Source organism: Streptomyces kryoterrae, assembly GCF_054072135.1.
In genome coordinates, this window is the sequence record NZ_CM133358.1 from 8802879 (window position 1) to 8820790 (window position 17912).

A 17912-nucleotide genomic window follows, 5' to 3' on the forward strand; every position below is an offset into this window, starting at 1 on the left:
GAGGTTCCGATGAGCAGGGCAGCGTTGCTCGTCCTGGCCGACGGCCGCTTTCCCGCCGGAGGGCACGCACACTCCGGCGGGGCCGAGGCCGCCGTCAGGGCGGGGCGTGTCACCGGGGCCGCGAGCCTGGAGGAGTTCTGCCGGGGGCGGTTGCACACGACGGGGCTGGTGTCGGCCTCGCTGGCCGCGGCTGCGGCGCTGGGCGTCGACCCGGTGGCGCTCGACGGTGCGGCGGACGCGCGGACGCCGTCGCCGGCGTTGCGCGTCGCCGCGCGCAAGCTGGGGCGGCAGTTGATGCGGGCGGCGCGGGCGACCTGGCCGTCGGCCGAACTTGACGCACTGGCACGGGAGTTCCCGAAGGGCGCACATCAGCCTGTGGTGCTGGGGCTTACGGCGCGGGCGGCGGGGCTGGGGCCGGAGGATGCGGCGTACTGCTCGGTGTACGAGAGCGTCAGCGGGCCCGCGATGTCGGTCGTGCGGTTGCTGAGCCTTGATCCGTTCGACGCGACGGGGGTGCTGGCTCGGTTGGCGCCGGAGTTGGACCGTGTGGTGGACCGGGCGGTGGAGGCTGCACAGGCGGCGGCCGGGGGCGAGGTGGACGCGTTGCCTGCGGCTTCCGCGCCGATGCTGGAGGTGGGGGCGGAGGGGCATGCGGGGTGGGCGGTGCGGTTGTTCGCTTCGTAGTTGTTTCGCCCCCGCCGCCCCTACCCGTCCCATCCTTCTGGGGCTCCGCCCCAGACCCCGCTCCTCAAACGCGGAGGGGCTGACATACCAGCCCGTTGGGGGTCCCCCTCTGGGGGAGTTTGAGGACGAGGCCCCTTCAGGGCCGAAAGCGGGGGTCCGGGGGCGCAGCCCCCAGGGACGGGACGGGTAGGGGCGGCGAAGAAGGCATTCGGACAGTCGCACCGGAACACACCACGACACACAGACCCAGAACTGGAGCCGTATCTCATGCACCTCGACCACACCCACCCCCAAGCCGGCGCAGCCGTGAGCGCGGACGCGCACCGTCCCGACGGCACCCGTCGTGCGCTTCGCATCGGTCTCGGCGGGCCCGTGGGATCCGGCAAGACCGCCACCGTCGCCGCCCTCTGCCGCACCCTGCGCGAAGAACTGTCCCTCGCGGTCGTCACGAACGACATCTACACCCGCGAGGACGCCGAGTTCCTGCTGCGCGAGGCCGTGCTGCCCCCCGAACGCATCACCGCCGTCGAGACAGGCGCCTGCCCGCACACCGCGATCCGCGACGACATCTCCGCCAACCTCGAAGCCGTCGAGGACCTGGAGGACGAGGTCGGGCCGCTCGACATCGTGTTCGTCGAGTCCGGCGGCGACAACCTCACCGCCACCTTCTCCAAGGGCCTCGTCGACGCGCAGATCTTCGTCATCGACGTCGCGGGCGGCGACGACATCCCGCGCAAGGGCGGCCCCGGCGTCACCACCGCCGACCTGCTCGTCGTCAACAAGACCGACCTCGCGCCGTATGTCGGTTCCGATCTCGGCCGGATGGCCGCCGACGCGAAGACGGCGCGCGGGGAGATGCCCGTCGTCTTCCAGTCGCTGCGCAGCGAGGCCGGGGTCGGGGACGTCGCCGCGTGGGTGCGGGCGCAGCTCGCGGCGTGGACGGCATGACCACCGGCGTACGGGCCACCGCGCGGATCGTCGCCCGGGCGGACGGCCGGGGCGGTACCGCTCTGCCGGTGCTGGACGGCGACGGCCCGCTGGCACTGCGTCGCATCCGCGCGCACGGCGACGAGGCCCGCGTCATGCTGGTCGGCGCGATGAGCGGCCCCCTCGGCGGCGACCACTTCACCGTCGAGGCGGAGGTGGCGGAGGGTGCCCGACTGCATCTGGCGTCCGCCGCGGCCACCATCGCGCTGCCGGGCCAGGCGAAGGGCGAGGCCCGCTACGAGGTACGGATCGGCGTTGCCGACGGCGGTGAACTCCGGTGGCTGCCCGAGCAGTTGATCTGCGCCCAGGGCAGTGAGCTGTACGTGTCCACGCGCGTCGACCTCGCGCCGGGCGCCCGCCTCGTGTTCCGCGAGGAGCAGGTGCTCGGGCGCTTCGGCGAGGAACCCGGACGGCTCGGCAGCCGGCTCACGGTGCGGGTCGGCGGGCGCGTCGTCCTCGACCAGGAGCTGGCCTGCGGTCCCGGGGCGCCGGGTGGCTGGGACGGCCCCGCCGTGCTGGCGGGACATCGCGCACTCGGGCAACTCATCGTCGTACGGCCGGAGTTCGGGGACGCGCCGGTCAAAGCCCGGCTGCTCGCGGAGGGTGCCGCGCTCATGCCGCTCGCCGGGCCCGCCGCGCTGGTGACCGCGGTCGCGCCGGACGCACTGCTGCTGCGCCGGGTGCTGGACGAGGCCCTCACGGTCCTGGAGGCGGACCACCGCAGCTGATCACCCGGGCCGCCGGGCCCGTCCGTCGAACATGGCAAATCCGTACACCAGAGCAGATATCCGCTGAGCGGGACTCCTCTCACCGTTTATCGGATTGGTAAAGAAGGTCGTCCACCCCCTGTTCACAGATGCCACACAGCCGCAAGGATCCCCCTTACCGACCAAGCACAACTACGTACGGGGAGGCCCCACTTGACCGGCACCACACCGACGAAGCGAGCCGCAGCGCTCGGTTCCGCCGGAGCGCTCGTCACGGCGACCCTGATAGCCGGCGTCGTCGCGGCGCCCTCGGCCGGCGCGGACGCCCGCCACGGCCAGGACCGTGAGACGCGCGGCGCGACCATCGCCGCCGCACGCGCCGCGAAGGCGGGCATCGACTGGCAGGACTGCCCGGCCGACTGGGGTCTGGAGAAGCCGATCCAGTGCGGCTATGTCACGGTGCCGCTCGACTACGCGAAGCCGTACGGCAAGCAGATCAAGCTGGCCGTCGACCGTATAGGCAACACGGGGACCAAGGAGGAGCGGCAGGGCGCGCTCGTCTACAACCCGGGTGGACCGGGCGGCTCCGGGCTGCGCTTCCCGCGCCGGGTCGTGACGAAGAACCCGCTGTGGGTCAACGTGTCGAAGGCGTACGACTTCGTGGGCTTCGACCCGCGCGGAGTCGGCCACTCGGCGCCCATATCCTGTGTCGACCCGCAGGAGTTCGTGAAGGCGCCCAAGCCAGACCCGGTGCCCGACACGGAGGCGGACAAGCGCGCCCAGCGCAAGTCGGCCCGCGAGTACGCCGAGGGCTGCTACGAGCGCAGCGGCGAGATGTTGCCGTACATGACCACCCCGAACACCGTGCGCGACCTGGACGTCATCCGTGCCGCGCTGGGGGAGGAGAAGCTCAACTTCCTCGGTGTGTCGTACGGGACGTACATCGCGGCCGTCTACGGCACGCTCTACCCGGGGCACGTCCGCCGCATGATCGCCGACAGTGTCGTCAATCCGTCGCGCGAGAAGATCTGGTACGAGGCCAACCTCGACCAGGACGTCGCCTTCGAGACGCGCTGGAACGACTGGCAGGACTGGGTCGCCAAGAACGACGCCGTCTTCCATCTCGGCACCACGCGCGCCCAGGTGCAGGCGAAGTGGCTGGAGTTGCGGGCCACCGCGAAGAAGAACCCGATCGGCGGGCTCGTCGGGCCGGCCGAACTGATCTCCTTCTTCCAGGGCGCCCCGTACTACGACTCGTCGTGGATTCCGGTCGCCACCGTGTTCAGCAAGTACTTCGCGGGTGACACCCAGGCGCTCGTCGACGCGGCGGCCCCCGACCTCACGGACACCGCGGGCAACGCTGCCTCCGAGAACGGCAACGCCGTCTACACGGCCGTCGAGTGCACCGACGCCAAGTGGCCCACCAGCTGGAAGAAGTGGGACCGCGACAACACCCGGCTGAACAAGGACTACCCGTTCCTGACCTGGGCCAACGCCTGGATGAACCTGCCGTGCGCGACCTGGCCGGTCAAGCAGCAGACCCCGGTGAACGTGAAGTCGGGCAAGGGCCTGCCGCCGGTGCTGATCGTGCAGTCCGAGCGTGACGCGGCCACCCCGTACGACGGTGGCGTCGAACTGCACAAGCGCTTCAAGGGTTCCCGCCTGATCACCGAGAAGGACGCGGGCTCCCACGGCGTGACCGGACTGGTCAACCCGTGCATCAACACCCGGGTCGACACCTACCTGCTCACCGGCAAGGTGGACGCGGCGGACGTGACCTGCACCCCGCACGCCACACCGAAGCCGTAGTCGTAGCGGTAGCGGTAGCGGTCAGTCGTCGTACGAGGTGAGGGGCGGTCGGAGACTCTTCCGGCCGCCCCTGCCCGTCACGCGGGCCAGGCATCCTCCGCCGCGTAGTCGAAGAGGTCGCCGTACGTCTCGTACATCCTGGGATACGCCTCCCGCCAGTCCCGCCCCGCCAGCCGGGCCTCGATCCAGGCCACGGTCTCCGGCAGGCTCTGTGCGTAGGTGGCGACGGGCCGGTAGCCCAACTCCCGTTCGGCGGCGGACATGTCGCACACCACGGGCACCGGAATCGACCATGGGGTGTCGCCCACGGTTGGCGCCGGGGGCGGACCGTCCACCAGGACGTTCTCCGCCTCGACCCCCATCACGGCGTCGATCGCCCCGGCGATCTCCACCACCGAGGGCGCCTCGGGATCGACGGCGTTCAGGACCCGGGCACCCGGCCGTGCGGCGGCCAGCCGGATCAGCTCGGCGATGTTGTGGACGCTCGCCGGATGGAAACGGCTCCCGCCGCCGTATGCGAGGACGCGCCGACGACGCCCGTCCAGGTTGCGCTTGACGAAGTACAGCTCGCGCGGGCTTCGGGAGTACGGCCCGTGGATCACGCCCGCTCGCAGCAGCGTGGCCGGCAACCGGTCGCCGACGGCGAGGAGTTCGCGTTCGAGGCCCGCCTTCCGGGTGCTGTACGAACTCTCGCCCGGCCGGATCGTGCGCTGGTCCTCGGGGATGGGCACCGGGTACTCGGGGAAGCCGTCCGGCTCCTCCTGCGTGTCGAAGTTCCGGCCCTTGTCGTCCTCGTACACGGACACACTGGAGATCACCACCGCCGACCCGACCCGCCCGGCGAGACCGGCCAACTGCCGTGCGTGCTCGGGCCCGTAGGCCACCATGTCCACGAGGACATCGCACCCGTCGCCCACGGCAGCCGCGAGCGCCGCGTCGTCGGCCCGGTCCGCGGCCGTGACCCGCACCTCGTCCGGCCAGTTCCCGTCCCGGCCGCCGCCCCGCGAGACGGCGGTCACCTCCCACCCGTCCCGGGCAAGCGCCCCCACGGCCACCCGCCCGATCTGCCCGGTCGCCCCGATCACCACAGCTCGTCTCATGGAGCGACGGTAACCGCCGCCGGCGACACAACCGGCGCGGCTCTGCTACCAGCAGATCGCCCGCGCCGGCCGAGGGCGTACGGTCAACTGAGCGGCATACGCGGGAACTTGCGCTCCCGCTGCGTCTTCTCGGCCTTCTTCTCGGCGGCCTTCCGGTCGGCCTCCTCCTTCTTGGCGACGGCCGCGTACTGGTCGACGTACTCCTGCCCGGAGAGGTTGAGGATGGCGTACATGATCTCGTCGGTGATGGCCCGCAGCACCGCCTTCTCGTCCTCCATCCCGAGATAGCGGGAGAAGTCGAGGGGCTTGCCGAAGCGGATCCCCACGGGATGGATGTTCGGGATGACCTTGCCCGGCGGCTGCGCCTCGAAGGTGCCGATCATCGCGCAGGGAATGACGGGCACCTGGGCCCTGAGCGCCATGACGGCGACCCCGACCTTGCCCTTGTACAGCCGCCCGTCGTGCGACCTGGTGCCCTCCGGATAGATGCCGAGCAGCTCGTCCTTGCTCAGCACCCCGAGCCCTTCACGGATCGCGGCCTGCCCCGCCTCCTTGCCGGACCGGTCCACCGGAATCTGCCCGGCACTGCGGAAGAAGTACGCGGTCAGCCGCCCCTTGACCCCGGGGCCCGTGAAGTACTCGGCCTTCGCGAGGAAGGTGATGCGCCGCTTGAGGATCGCGGGCATCAGGAAGTGGTCCGAGAACGACAGGTGATTGCCGGCGACGATGGCGGCGCCCGACGACGGTACGTGTTCGAGCCCTTCGATCCGGGGCCGGAAGACAAGTCTCAGCAGCGGACCGAGCAACACGTACTTGAGCACGTAATAGAACACTCCGGCGCTCCTCTGTTCCCCTGAAGGAGATCAGTCTAGGCGCGGCCGTCGTCGGGCGTCACCCTTCGGGTGTCACGCTCTGTCGTCACTCGGCCGGCATCAGGTCCCCTGTGTCAGCACCTTCTCCAGAACCCCGAGAGCCGCCCTGAGTTCCTCCCCGGTGACCGTCAGCGGCGGCGCCAGCCGGATCGTCGAGCCGTGCGTGTCCTTGACCAGGATCCCTTCCCGCATCAGCCGCTCACTGATCTCCCGTCCGGTCCCGATGGCCGGGTCGACATCGACCCCCGCCCACAGTCCCCGCGCCCGGAATCCGACGACGCCCTTGCCGACCAGCCCGGTCAGACCGTCGCGCAGGACGACGCCCAACTCCTCGGCCCTGCGCTGGAATTCGCCGGTCTCCAGCAGCTCGACCACCGCCTGGCCGACCGCCGCCGCCAGCGGGTTGCCGCCGAACGTCGAGCCGTGTTCGCCCGGCCGCAGCACGCCGAGCACGTCCCGGCGCGCGACGACCGCCGACACCGGCACGATGCCGCCGCCCAGGGCCTTGCCGAGGAGCACCATGTCCGGGACGACGTTCTCGTGGTCCACCGCCAGCGTGCGGCCGGTGCGGCCCAGGCCCGACTGGATCTCGTCGGCGATGAACAGGCAGCCCTTGCGGCGGGTCACTTCGCGTACGCCGGTCAGATAGCCGTCGTCGGGGATCAGCACGCCCGCCTCGCCCTGGATGGGTTCCAGGAGGACCGCCGCCGTCGTCTCGTCGATCGCCTCCTCCAGGGCCGCCAGGTCGTTGTAGGGCACGATCCGGAAGCCCGGCGTGAACGGACCGAAGCCCGCCCTGGCCGTCTCGTCGGTCGAGAAGCTGACGATCGTCGTCGTACGGCCGTGGAAGTTGTCCGCCGCCACCACGATCGTCGCCCGGTCGGCGGGGACGCCCTTCACGTCGTACGCCCATTTGCGGGCCACCTTGATGGCGCTCTCCACGGCCTCCGCGCCGGTGTTCATCGGCAGGACCATGTCCAGGCCCGTCAACTCGGCCAGGGAGGTGGCGAATTGGGCCAGGCGGTCGTTGTGGAAGGCGCGGGAGGTGAGGGTGAGACGGTCCAGCTGGCGGTGCGCCGCCTCGATCAGCGCCGGGTGGCGGTGGCCGAAGTTGAGAGCCGAGTAGCCGGCCAGCATGTCCAGGTAGCGGCGGCCCTCGACGTCCTCGACCCAGGCGCCCTCCGCGCGCGCCACGACCACGGGCAGCGGGTGGTAGTTGTGCGCGAGGACCGGTTCCTCGGCGCGGATCAGTTCCGCGGAGGTGTGCGTGCCCGTGCCTGTGCTCGCGAGTGCGGTCATGAGCGGATCTCCTGAGTGCAGCACTTGATGCCGCCGCCGGCCTTGCGGAACTCCGACAGGTCGACGGGGACGGGAAGGTAGCCGTGGCGCGTGAGTTCGGCGGCGAGGGCCGTGGCGCCCGGGTCGATGAAGACGTGGTGGCCGTCCGAGACCGAGTTCAGACCGAACGTCATCGCGTCCTCGCGGGTCGCGACGACCGCGTCCGGGTAGAGCCGCGCCAGCACCTCACGGCTGCCCGGCGAGAACGCGTCCGGGTAGTACGCGATGTTGCTCTCGTCGAGGACGAACAGCGCCGTGTCCAGGTGGTAGAAGTACGGGTCCGTCAGCTTGAGGCCGATCACCGGGACGCCGAAGTACTCCTGCACCTCGTGGTGGGCCTCACGGGTGGTACGGAAGCCCGTGCCCGCCAGGATCCAGCGGCCGGCCGGGACCAGGTCGCCCTCGCCCTCGCACACCGACTCGGGGCGGTACACGTCGAAGCCCGCCGACTTGAACCACGTCTCGTACGCGGTCGACTCGGGGCGTCGCTCGGGGGCGTGGAAGGAGGAGCCGAAGACACGGCCGTCGACGACGACCGCCGAGTTCGCGGCGAACACCATGTCGGGCAGGCCCGCGACCGGCTCCACGGTGTCCACAGTGTGGCCGTGGGCGCGGTAGGCGCTGATCAGCGAGCGCCACTGCTCCTGGGCCAGATCCACGTCCACCCTGGTGTCGGGGTTCATCCAGGGGTTGATCGCGTACTGCACGGCGAAATGTCTGGGTTCACAGACGAGAAAGCGCCGGGGGCGCGGCACACGGCTTTCGGGCACAGAGGGGTTCCTCCGCTTCCTGCACTGTTCCAGTGGGATGTACACCACGGTAGGAACTGAGCCCGACGCTCGACAAGCGACAACGATTGCGTGTCCGCGCAGGAATGCTGCGTCTTTGACCTCCTCAGCGCAGGTCTGATGCGTTGTCCGAAGTGGTGTTCGGGGCGGGGTGGGTGGCACCCGCCTCCGGGCTTTCCGGGAGGAGGTGGGACAGCACCATGTAGCTGATCGTCTTCCGGATGAACGGCTCGGTACGGATGCGCTCCAGCACGTTCTCGAAGTGCTCCACATCCGTCGCCCGCACATGCAGCAGCGCGTCCGCGCCACCCGTCACCGTCATCGCCGCCGTGATCTCCGGATGGTTGCGCACGACCTCCGCCAGCCGCCGGGGCGGCGCCGCGCCCTCGCAGTACACCTCCACGTACGCCTCCGTGCTCCAGCCGAGCGCCGACGGCTCCACCGTCGCCGTGAACCCGGTGATCACGCCCGTCTCGCGCAGCCTGTCCACCCGCCGCTTCACCGCGGTGGCCGACAGTCCGACCGCCGCGCCGATCTCGGCGAAGCTCGTACGGGCGTTCGCCATCAGGGTGGTGATGATCTTCCGGTCCAGCTCGTCGAAAGGCGCCGGCCTGCTGTTCATCCGGGCACTGTATCCAGCGACCGGCGGGCACCGCGCGCGTTGGCGGCTTGCACGTCCGGCGCATGGGCACACGTACGAATCCCACCTACACTCCACCTTCATGCTGCGCGCCCTCGCCGTCGACGACGAACGCCCCTCCCTGGAGGAGTTGCTGTATCTGCTGCACGCGGATCCACGGATCGACAGCGCCGAGGGAGCCGGGGACGCGACGGAGGCGCTGCGCCGCATCAACCGGGCCCTGGAGTCGGGGCCCGGCGGCCCCGAGGCCATCGACGTGGTGTTCCTCGACATCCACCTGCCCGGCCTCGACGGCCTCGACCTGGCCCGACTCCTCACCGGGTTCGCCAAGCCGCCGCTCGTCGTGTTCGTCACCGCCCACGAGGACTTCGCCGTCCAGGCCTTCGACCTCAAGGCCGTCGACTACGTACTGAAACCCGTACGCAAGGAACGCCTCGCCGAGGCCGTCCGCCGAGCCGCCGAACTGCGGACCGGCGCCCCGCCCGTCCCCGCGCCCATACCCGTGCACGAACCCGACCCCGACCACATACCCGTCGAACTCGGCGGCGTGACCCGCTTCGTCGCCGTCGACGACATCACCCACGCCGAGGCCCAGGGCGACTACGCCCGTCTGCACACCGACCGGGGCAGCCACCTCGTACGCATCCCGCTCTCCACCCTGGAGGAGCGCTGGCGCGCCCGCGGGTTCGTCCGCATCCACCGCCGCCATCTCGTCGCCCTGCGCCACATCGGCGAACTCCGCCTCGACGCGGGCACCGTGAGTGTCCTGGTCGGCGCCGAGGAACTCCAGGTCAGCCGACGGCACGCCCGCGAGCTGCGGGACCTGCTGATGCGCCGGCCCGCGAGCTGAGGGGCGGAGTCCCACCCATGCCCCAGGATCCTTCCGAACGCCGGGTCGTCGTCACCGGGCCACCCCGGCGTGCCCGCCGCACCTCCGGCTACTACCGGCCACGCACCGAGATCGACGAACAGACCACCCTCGGCCACACCTACGTCCGCTCCCTGATGCGCTCCCAACTCCGCGCCGCCCTCACCGTGTTCGCGGTACTCGCCCTGCTCATCGCCCCGCTGCCGCTGCTCTTCGCGGCGATGCCCGACGCCCACCAGTTGGAGTGGCTGATCCTCGGCTTCGGCCTCTACGCCCCGCTGGTGCTGCTCGCCCGCTGGTACGTACGGCGCGCCGAACGCAACGAGCGGGACTTCGTCCGGCTGGTCGAGGACCAGGACCGCTGACGCCATGAACGGGAACCGGGACGGGAGTCCGTCCGCGTGAACGAGAACTACGCCGTCCCGGCCGTCGCCCTCGTCGTCGTGGCGACGGTCTTCGTCGGCGCGTTCGGCCTGCGCATCTCCCGCACCACCTCCGACTTCTACGTCGCCTCCCGCACCGTCGGCCCCCGCCTCAACGCCGCCGCGATCAGCGGCGAGTACCTCTCCGCCGCCTCCTTCCTCGGCATCGCGGGGCTCGTCCTCGTCCAGGGCCCCGACATGCTCTGGTACCCCGTCGGCTACACCGCCGGCTACCTCCTGCTGCTCCTCTTCGTCGCCGCCCCGCTGCGCCGCTCCGGCGCCTACACGCTCCCCGACTTCGCCGAGGCCCGCCTCGCCTCCCAGGCCGTACGACGGCTCGCCGGAGCCTTCGTGGTGGGTGTGGGGTGGCTCTACCTGCTGCCCCAACTCCAGGGCGCCGGGCTGACGTTGGCGGTCCTGACCGACGCGCCCGACTGGGCCGGCGGGGTCATCGTCGCCGTCGTCGTGGTCGCCACCGTCGCCGCCGGCGGCATGCGCAGCATCACCTTCGTCCAGGCCTTCCAGTACTGGCTGAAGCTCACCGCGCTGCTCGTACCCGCCCTCTTCCTCGTCCTCGCCTGGCAGGGCGACGGCTCCCCGCGCCACGCCTTCGACGAACCCGCCACCTTCCGCGAACAGCGCGTCGTCCGCGTCGAGGACGACCTCGACCTGAAGCTGAAGGCACCCCTCACCGTCACCGTGACCGGCACGGTCGACGGCCGCCCGCACCAGGAGCAGGTCCTCCACCTTCCCGCCGGCACCCACCACATCGACCGCGGCACCCGACTCACCTTCGCCAAGGGCGCCCCCGTCCCCCAGGCCGACCGCGGCACCAACGGCGGCATGTCCACCTCCCTCGCCGAGGGCCGCGAGGAACGTCCGCTGTACGCCACGTACGGCCTGATCCTCGCCACCTTCCTCGGGACCATGGGCCTGCCGCACGTCGTGGTCCGCTTCTACACCAGCCCGCACGGCGTCGCCGCCCGCCGCACCACCGTCGCCGTCCTCGGCCTCATCGGCGCCTTCTACCTCCTCCCGCCCGTCTACGGGGCCCTGGGCCGCCTCTACGCCCCCGAACTGGCCCTCACCGCCGACGCCGACGCCGCGGTCCTCCTGCTGCCCGACCGCGTGATCGGCGGCCTCGGCGGCGACCTCCTGGGCGCGCTGGTGGCCGGCGGCGCCTTCGCCGCGTTCCTGTCCACCGCGTCGGGGCTCACCATGGCCGTCGCCGGCGTCCTCACCCAGGACGTCCTGCCCTCGCGCGGCGTACGGCACTTCCGGCTCGGTACGGTCATCGCCATGGCGGTACCGCTCGCCGCCAGCGCCATCGTGGGCGGACTCCCGGTCGCCGACGCCGTCGGGCTCGCCTTCGCCGTGTCCGCGTCCTCCTTCTGCCCGCTGCTCGTCCTCGGCATCTGGTGGCGCCGCCTGACCCCGCCGGGCGCCGCCGCCGGGATGCTGGTCGGCGGGGGCTCCGCGCTCGTCGCCGTGGCCGCGACCATGGCGGGCTTCCCGGGCACGGGCGCCCTGCACGCCCTGCTGGCCTGGCCCGCCCTCTGGTCGGTGCCCCTGGGCTTCCTCACCATGGTCGTGGTCTCCCTGACCACCCCGGGCCGTGTCCCGGCCGGCACGGCGGCCATCCTGGCCCGCTTCCACCTGCCGGAGGAGCTGTCCGGGGCACACGGCGGCCCTGGCGGTCACGGCCTCGGGGGACCGGCTCGGACGGAGGTGACCCGGACATGAGCGGATTCCTCGCCGGGCTCTGCGTGGCCGTCCTCCCGCTGCTGGCCGCCGGGTTCTGGCTCGGCCGGCGCACCGCCCGCCCCGAACGCCTGGGCGGCCTCGGCACCCCCGTCGAGCACGCCACCTTCGAGACCCTGCACACCGCCTCCCTCGCCGCGCCCCCGCTGCGCGCCGGCCTCACCGAGGAGACCGCCGGCCGCTCGGCCCACCGGCTGCGCACCCTGCTCGGCACGGACGCCCTCTGCCTCACCGACCAGAAGTCGGTCCTCGTCTGGGACGGCGTCGGCGAGCACCATCGCGCCGAGATCATGGAACGCCTCGCCGGACCCCTGGAAACGGGCCGCGGCGAAGCCTTCCGCCTCACCTGTGACGCCCCGGACTGCCCCCTGCGCTGGGCCGTCGTGGCTCCCCTCACCGTCGACGACCGCGTCCACGGCGCCCTCGTCGCGTGCGCGCCCCGCGAGTCCGCCGTCCTCGTCCGCGCCGCCGGAGAGGTCGCGAGGTGGGTCTCGGTCCAACTGGAGTTGGCGGACCTCGACCAGTCCCGCACCCGCCTCATCGAGGCCGAGATCAAGGCACTTCGCGCCCAGATATCCCCGCACTTCATCTTCAACTCGCTCGCGGTGATCGCCTCGTTCGTGCGCACCGACCCCGAGCGGGCCCGCGAACTGCTTCTGGAGTTCGCGGACTTCACCCGCTACTCGTTCCGCAGGCACGGCGACTTCACCACCCTCGCCGACGAACTGCACGCCATCGACCACTACTTGGCCCTCGTCCGGGCTCGCTTCGGCGACCGCCTCTCCGTCACCCTCCAGATCGCCCCCGAGGTGCTCCCGGTCGCCCTGCCCTTCCTCTGCCTCCAGCCCCTCGTGGAGAACGCCGTCAAACACGGTCTGGAGGGCAGGACGGCGTTCGCGGGCAAGAGCCACATCAGCATCACGGCACAGGACACGGGCGCCGAGGCACTGGTCGTCATCGAGGACGACGGCGCCGGAATGGACCCGGTGCTGCTCCGCCGCATCCTCGCCGGCGAGGTCAGCCCGTCGGGCGGCATCGGCCTCTCGAACGTGGACGACCGGCTCCGCCAGGTCTACGGCGACGACCACGGCCTCGTCATCGAGACCGCGCTCGGCGCCGGCATGAAGATCACCGCCCGGCTGCCGAAGTACCAGCCGGGCGTCCACTCGGCGGGCAGGCTCTTCGAGAACTGACCCGGCCCGCCGTGGCAGCCCTACCGCCATTGGTCCATTCGGGTGTACGGAGGTCAGGTGGGCCGGCTGACCACCATCCCGAGGGTGATCAGGCCCAGCACCACCCAGCCGAACCACAGCCAGCCGTTGCTGCCGAGCGTCACCGTGTAGGCCGTCACCAGGACGAGCCCGCCAACGGTGAGCCCTCCCATGGTCTTCGTGGAACCGTTCGTGGAACCGGGCATCGCAACACCCTCCTCATGGCTCTTCTCCCTCCATGGTGCCCCCGTTCTGCTTCCGGACGGTGCACACGACGAAATGCGTTGCGGAGTCCCACGCTCCGCGGCTCGTCCAGGACCCGGCCTCGTAGACCGACGGATCGAAGCCGTAGTCGGTCGGCGGTACGTCTTTCGCGCAGGCCGCGTCCGACATGTCCCGCGCCTTCTCGAAGGGGACACCGGCGGCCAGCCGCGTGAACCCGAGGACCTGCTCGTCGTGCGGCTCGGTACAGGCGATCAGCTGGGTGTCTCGCCTGGAGGGCGCCCGGAGACAGTCCCGCTTCTGCATGCTGGCCGTGTCCCGGAACGCCTGCCCGGGCGAGCGGTACGGCCCGAGCGGCCCGTACACCGGCCCGTTCGCACCGAGCAGCAGACAGGCCGTACGGCCCTCGGCGGCATCGAACCCGCCCTCGGCCGGCACGACGGCGTACCCGCCCACGTCCGCCAGCTTCTCCCGCAGATCCCGGGTCAGCTCCTCGCACCGGGCGGGCCCCTGCGCCCGCGCCTCGGCGGCCGACGCGGCGTCCACGACCGCCATCACCTGCCCGTCCGGTGGCGCGTCCCGGCAGGTCGGGTCCACGGTCAGCCGTGGCGTCCCCCGGAAGCGCGTGCCCCCGGGCCAGTCGGCGATCACACAGTCGCCCTCCGTCAGGGGCGCGGCGAGACCGACGGGGTCGCCGTAGGGCTTCCGCCCGGTCTGCCCGTCCCCACCGCCCGGCGGGTTGCCCAGGGTGAACCAGAGGCCGACCCCGGCGAGCGCGACCCCGAGCAGGGCGCTCAGGGCGGCCGGGAGCGCGCGGCGGCGCCAGGGAGGCTCCGCTACGGGGACAGGCGGGTGTGCGGCCGGCTCCGTGGGCGAGTGAAGGGCCGGTGGAAATTCGTACCGGTGCCCGTTCAACTGCTCCGGGGCGCCCCACGGCGGCATCGACCCCGGGTCTGTCCGAGTGTGCTCGTACGCGTCGGCCTGGGGGGTGACGATCCGGTCCAGGGCCGACTCCGCGTGGGCCGCCGTGATCCGCTGGACCGGGTCCTTGGCGAGCATCGCCTCCAGCACCGGCCCCAGCGCGCCCGCCCGCTCCGGCTTCCGGGGCTCCTCCATGACCACCGCGGTGATCTCCGCGAGATGCGAGTCCCGTTCGAACGGCCCGACACCCTCGACGGCGTAGTACAGCGTGCAGCCCAGCGAGAACAGGTCGGCGGCGGCGGTCGGCGGCCCGCCGGTGGCACGCTCGGGCGCCATATAGCCGGCCGTGCCGACCAGGGCGGACGTCATCGTGTACCGCGTCTCGCCGGCGTCGGGCTGCACCGCGATGCCGTAGTCGGTGAGCAGGGTCCGGGCGTACGGCGTCCCGGTGCGGTCCGGCGCCAGCAGGATGTTCGCCGGTTTCACGTCCCGGTGCATGATGCCCTGCTCGTGACCGGCGGTCAGCGCGTCCAGGACGGCGAGGCCGATCCGGGCGCACTCGGCGGGTGCCAGGGGGCCGCGCATTCCGATCAGGTCGCGCAGGTCGAGGGCGCCCGCCACGTACTCCATGACGATCCACGGCAGACCCTCGTGCTCCAGTACGTCGTGCACGGTCACCACGTTCGGGTTGCCGCGCAGCACGGCCGCGTGGCGGGCCTCGGCACGGGCCCGGGCGACCCGGGCGGTGCGCTCCGCGGAGGCCTCGGCCGGGTTGCGGAACACGATCTCCTTGAGGGCGACCTCGCAGGCGAGTGACTGGTCGTGGGCGAGCCAGACGTGGCCCATGCCGCCGCTGCCGAGTTGGTTGAGCAGGAGGTATCGGCCGGCGATGACCCGGCCTACTCCCGATGTGGGTGATCCTGGTGGCATCAGGTGAACTCCCGCGTCTACCCGCTGGATGTGCGGTTCGTTTGCTGCGGGCCGGTGGGGGCCGGTCGCGCCCACGTGGCGGAGCCGCGAATCGATGCGGCCCCCGTCCCTGAGGGGCGCGGTTGCGCGCCCGGCGTGTCCGAGGCTGTGGCGGTCGTCGGAGGTGGGCTGCTCGGCTCGGGGGGTGGTGGGTCGGGAGGCGAGCTGGTCGTTTCCGGTGGTGCGCCGGCTGAGTCGCTCGGTGGCGGGAGAGGCGGGGGTGGAGGTGGCTCGGCGGAGGCCGGTTCGCTCGTGGTTCCGGTGTCGGGGGTGCCGCTGCCGGGGCCGGCAGACGGTGGATCGGACGAGGACGGCTCGGATACCGCGGACGTGGGCTCGTCACCGGACGGGGACGGGGACGGGGACAGCGACGACGGGGATGGCGGAGGCGTCGAGGGATCGGTCGAGGGAGACGACGGATCGGTCCCGCCGGGGTCCGGCGTGTCGGACCCCGGACCCGAACTCGACCCGGGACCCGGCCCCGACGGCGTCCCGGCCCCGGACGCCGGGCCTGTGCCCGACGCCGGGGGAGTGGTCCCGCCGCTTCCCCCACCGCTCCCGTCGTCGGGCGCCCCCGACCTGATGCGCACGTTCAGCGTCACGTACGAGCCGAACGGGAGCGCGGTCCCGGGCCCCGGGTCCGACCCGGTGACGGTGGCGTCGGACGGTGGCAGTCCGGCGCTGTCGTACGCCGTCGCCAGGCCCAGCTTCGTCAGCCGGCTGCTCGCGGCGCCGAAGGTCTTCCCGGCGAGGGGCGGGACCGGGTGCCGCTCGCGTGTGTCGAAGACCTTGTCGGCCTCGCCCCTGGTCCCGGTCCGGCGGTAGATGCCCCGCTCCGGTTCGTCCACGTCGACGAGCGCGAACCGGTCGACCTTGCTGGGTGCGGGTCGTACGAGCACGACCTCGTCGACGTCGTAGTCGCGCCACCTCTTGTTGCCGTCCTCGAACTTGACGGAAATACGGTCCGTGGCCCCCTTGAACGGCTTCAGCGGATTTCCGCATGAACACTTCACGGCGGGAACTCCCCCTTCGTCGACGAGAACCGCGATTCCCGCCTGGAGCAGCGCGTCGTAGGGGACCGCCTTTTCCTTCTTGTAGTCGTGGTTCTTCACGAGGGTGTCGTGACGCAGGAGAACCGGCGTGAGCCGGTCGAGATAGGCGGGAATCCCGCTCGGCGGAATATCGACCACACGTGCCCATTCCTGGGTCTTCCTGTTGTTCTTGGGGTCGGTGAGGAATTGTTCCAGCCGGTCGACGTCACAGACCGTCGGTTTCCTCGTGCCCCCGTACAGCCCGGGCGTGCTCCCCTGCTGCAGGCTGCTGCCGTACGCGGGCTGAGATCGGACCTGGGCGTCATGGCCCAGGCCGCTGTTCTCGTCGAAGAACGGCGCGAGGGAAGGCACTCCCGAAGCAACCGCCTTCACCACTGTCGGCGGCGCCTCCCGGTCGCAACTGCTGGCTAATAGAACGCACAACAGTGCGACGGCAAGCCGCTGCAGCCCAGGTTTCCTGAAAGCATGAAGTGTCATACCGCTCCCCCCGGCGGATACGTCACGTCCATGCTACTGAATGCGAAAGTGTTTTAGGCAGGATAATAAAATTTGATTCAGTTCCCACGTGCGTTCAGTGAGGCCAAATAGGCGTTGTACGCCTCGAGTTCCTTGTCGCCGTCGCGGTCGGCGGCCCGGTCCTGGCGCTTGGCCTGCCGCTGCTCGGAGCTGTGCCACTGGAAGAGCAGCGCCAGCAGCACCAGAACGGTCGGGATCTCGCTGAACGCCCAGGCGATCCCGCCGGCCGCGTTCTGGTCGGACAGCGCGTCGATGCCGAGCGAGGCGGGCGGGTTCTTGTACGAGTCGACCATCGGCTCCGACGCCATCATCAGCGCGATCCCGAAGAACGCGTGGAACGGCATGCCCGCGAACAGCTCCAGCATCCGCATCAGATAGCCGGGCCGGTTCGGGCCGGGGTCGACGCCCATGATCGGCCAGAAGAAGATCAGCCCGACGGCGAGAAAGTGACACATCATCGTGATGTGCCCGGCCTTCGAACTCATCAGGAAGTCGAACAGCGGCGTGAAGTACAGGACGTACAGACTGGCGATGAACAGCGGGATGGTGAACGCCGCGTGCGTGACGATCCGCATGTACCGGCTGTGCAGCAACGCCATCAGCAGCTCACGCGGCCCCTTCCGGCCCCGGTCGGCGACCGGCAGCGCGCGCAGCGCGAGCGTGATCGGCGCGCCGAGCAGGATGAGGATCGGCGACACCATGCTGATCACCATGTGCTGCACCATGTGCACGCTGAACATGACCATGCCGTAGTCGTTGAGCCTGGTGCACATGACGAGCATGACGGTCAGCACACCGAGCACGAAGGAGACGGTCCGTCCGACGGACCACTTGTCCCCGCGCCGGGCCAGCCGCAGGACTCCCCACCCGTAGAGCCCGAGCCCCGTCAGACAGGCGACCAGGAAGAACGGGTCGGCGGACCACCCGAGCCCCCGCCCCAAGGTGAAGGGCAGAAGATCCATGGTCGTACCGTGCCCGCTGTGTTCCATCCGCCGGCTCCAGGTTTCGTGCTGATTGCGTGCTGTCTGTCCCGACCCAGACTAGA

General features: G+C 71.1%; 17 protein-coding genes. 8 read left to right on the forward strand and 9 right to left on the reverse strand.

The window, feature by feature from the left end; genetic code table 11:
* Window positions 1-9: 9 nt before the first annotated feature.
* The 4 genes from ACW4TU_RS39210 to ACW4TU_RS39225 all read left to right on the forward strand — a co-directional run bounded on the left by ACW4TU_RS39210 (window position 10) and on the right by ACW4TU_RS39225 (window position 4187).
* Entirely contained in the window at window positions 10-684 is a 675-nt protein-coding gene (locus ACW4TU_RS39210; protein ID WP_457421306.1) for an urease accessory protein UreF, read from the forward strand.
* A 267-nt stretch (window positions 685-951) separates the two neighbouring features.
* Window positions 952-1632, forward strand: coding sequence for an urease accessory protein UreG (ureG, locus tag ACW4TU_RS39215; protein ID WP_457421308.1), 681 nt, complete (start codon window positions 952-954; stop codon window positions 1630-1632).
* On the forward strand, window positions 1629-2399 hold the full coding sequence (locus ACW4TU_RS39220; RefSeq protein ID WP_457430541.1) for an urease accessory protein UreD: 771 nt from the start codon (window positions 1629-1631) through the stop codon (window positions 2397-2399). Before ureG ends, ACW4TU_RS39220 begins: the two co-directional genes overlap by 4 nt.
* A gap of 192 nt (window positions 2400-2591) precedes the next feature.
* Entirely contained in the window at window positions 2592-4187 is a 1596-nt protein-coding gene (locus tag ACW4TU_RS39225) for an alpha/beta hydrolase (protein ID WP_457421310.1), read from the forward strand.
* 77 nt (window positions 4188-4264) lie between these two features.
* Here ACW4TU_RS39225 and ACW4TU_RS39230 read toward each other — a convergent pair whose 3' ends face one another.
* From ACW4TU_RS39230 to ACW4TU_RS39250, 5 genes are all read right to left on the reverse strand, one after another.
* Entirely contained in the window at window positions 4265-5287 is a 1023-nt protein-coding gene (locus ACW4TU_RS39230) for an NAD-dependent epimerase/dehydratase family protein (RefSeq protein ID WP_457421312.1), read from the reverse strand.
* 83 nt (window positions 5288-5370) lie between these two features.
* Window positions 5371-6120 (reverse strand): lysophospholipid acyltransferase family protein, encoded by a 750-nt coding sequence (locus tag ACW4TU_RS39235; protein WP_457421314.1) that lies wholly within the window; start codon window positions 6118-6120, stop codon window positions 5371-5373.
* 99 nt (window positions 6121-6219) lie between these two features.
* A complete protein-coding gene (gene rocD, locus ACW4TU_RS39240) occupies window positions 6220-7458 on the reverse strand; it encodes an ornithine--oxo-acid transaminase (protein ID WP_457421316.1) in 1239 nt (412 codons plus the stop codon).
* Window positions 7455-8267, reverse strand: coding sequence for a dimethylargininase (gene ddaH, locus ACW4TU_RS39245; RefSeq protein WP_457421318.1), 813 nt, complete (start codon window positions 8265-8267; stop codon window positions 7455-7457). Before ddaH ends, rocD begins: the two co-directional genes overlap by 4 nt.
* Before the next feature lie 124 nt (window positions 8268-8391).
* On the reverse strand, window positions 8392-8907 hold the full coding sequence (locus ACW4TU_RS39250) for an Lrp/AsnC family transcriptional regulator (protein ID WP_457421320.1): 516 nt from the start codon (window positions 8905-8907) through the stop codon (window positions 8392-8394).
* Between the two features lie 100 nt (window positions 8908-9007).
* On the opposite strand from ACW4TU_RS39250, the gene ACW4TU_RS39255 reads away from it, so the two are divergent.
* From ACW4TU_RS39255 to ACW4TU_RS39270, 4 genes are read left to right on the forward strand one after another with little or no spacing between them, the layout of a single operon-like run.
* On the forward strand, window positions 9008-9775 hold the full coding sequence (locus ACW4TU_RS39255) for a LytR/AlgR family response regulator transcription factor (RefSeq protein WP_457421322.1): 768 nt from the start codon (window positions 9008-9010) through the stop codon (window positions 9773-9775).
* Between the two features lie 17 nt (window positions 9776-9792).
* The gene (locus ACW4TU_RS39260; RefSeq protein WP_457421324.1) at window positions 9793-10158 is read left to right on the forward strand and encodes a hypothetical protein; all 366 of its coding nucleotides are present in this window, start codon (window positions 9793-9795) and stop codon (window positions 10156-10158) included.
* Between the two features lie 36 nt (window positions 10159-10194).
* Window positions 10195-11958, forward strand: coding sequence for a sodium/solute symporter (locus tag ACW4TU_RS39265; protein WP_457421326.1), 1764 nt, complete (start codon window positions 10195-10197; stop codon window positions 11956-11958).
* Window positions 11955-13169, forward strand: a complete 1215-nt coding sequence (locus tag ACW4TU_RS39270; protein ID WP_457421328.1) for a sensor histidine kinase — start codon at window positions 11955-11957, stop codon at window positions 13167-13169. Before ACW4TU_RS39265 ends, ACW4TU_RS39270 begins: the two co-directional genes overlap by 4 nt.
* Before the next feature lie 53 nt (window positions 13170-13222).
* Here ACW4TU_RS39270 and ACW4TU_RS39275 read toward each other — a convergent pair whose 3' ends face one another.
* The 4 genes from ACW4TU_RS39275 to ACW4TU_RS39290 form a co-directional block, all read right to left on the reverse strand.
* Complete coding sequence (locus ACW4TU_RS39275; protein WP_457421330.1) at window positions 13223-13393, reverse strand: hypothetical protein; 171 nt, start codon at window positions 13391-13393, stop codon at window positions 13223-13225.
* 13 nt (window positions 13394-13406) lie between these two features.
* The gene (locus tag ACW4TU_RS39280; protein WP_457421332.1) at window positions 13407-15260 is read right to left on the reverse strand and encodes a serine/threonine-protein kinase; all 1854 of its coding nucleotides are present in this window, start codon (window positions 15258-15260) and stop codon (window positions 13407-13409) included.
* Between the two features lie 17 nt (window positions 15261-15277).
* A complete protein-coding gene (locus tag ACW4TU_RS39285) occupies window positions 15278-16702 on the reverse strand; it encodes a DUF6777 domain-containing protein (RefSeq protein ID WP_457421334.1) in 1425 nt (474 codons plus the stop codon).
* Window positions 16703-16905: 203 nt separating this feature from the next.
* Window positions 16906-17856 carry a cytochrome c oxidase assembly protein gene (locus ACW4TU_RS39290; protein WP_457421336.1) on the reverse strand — a complete coding sequence of 317 codons (951 nt, stop codon included), beginning with the start codon at window positions 17854-17856 and terminating at the stop codon, window positions 16906-16908.
* Window positions 17857-17912: the final 56 nt, after the last annotated feature.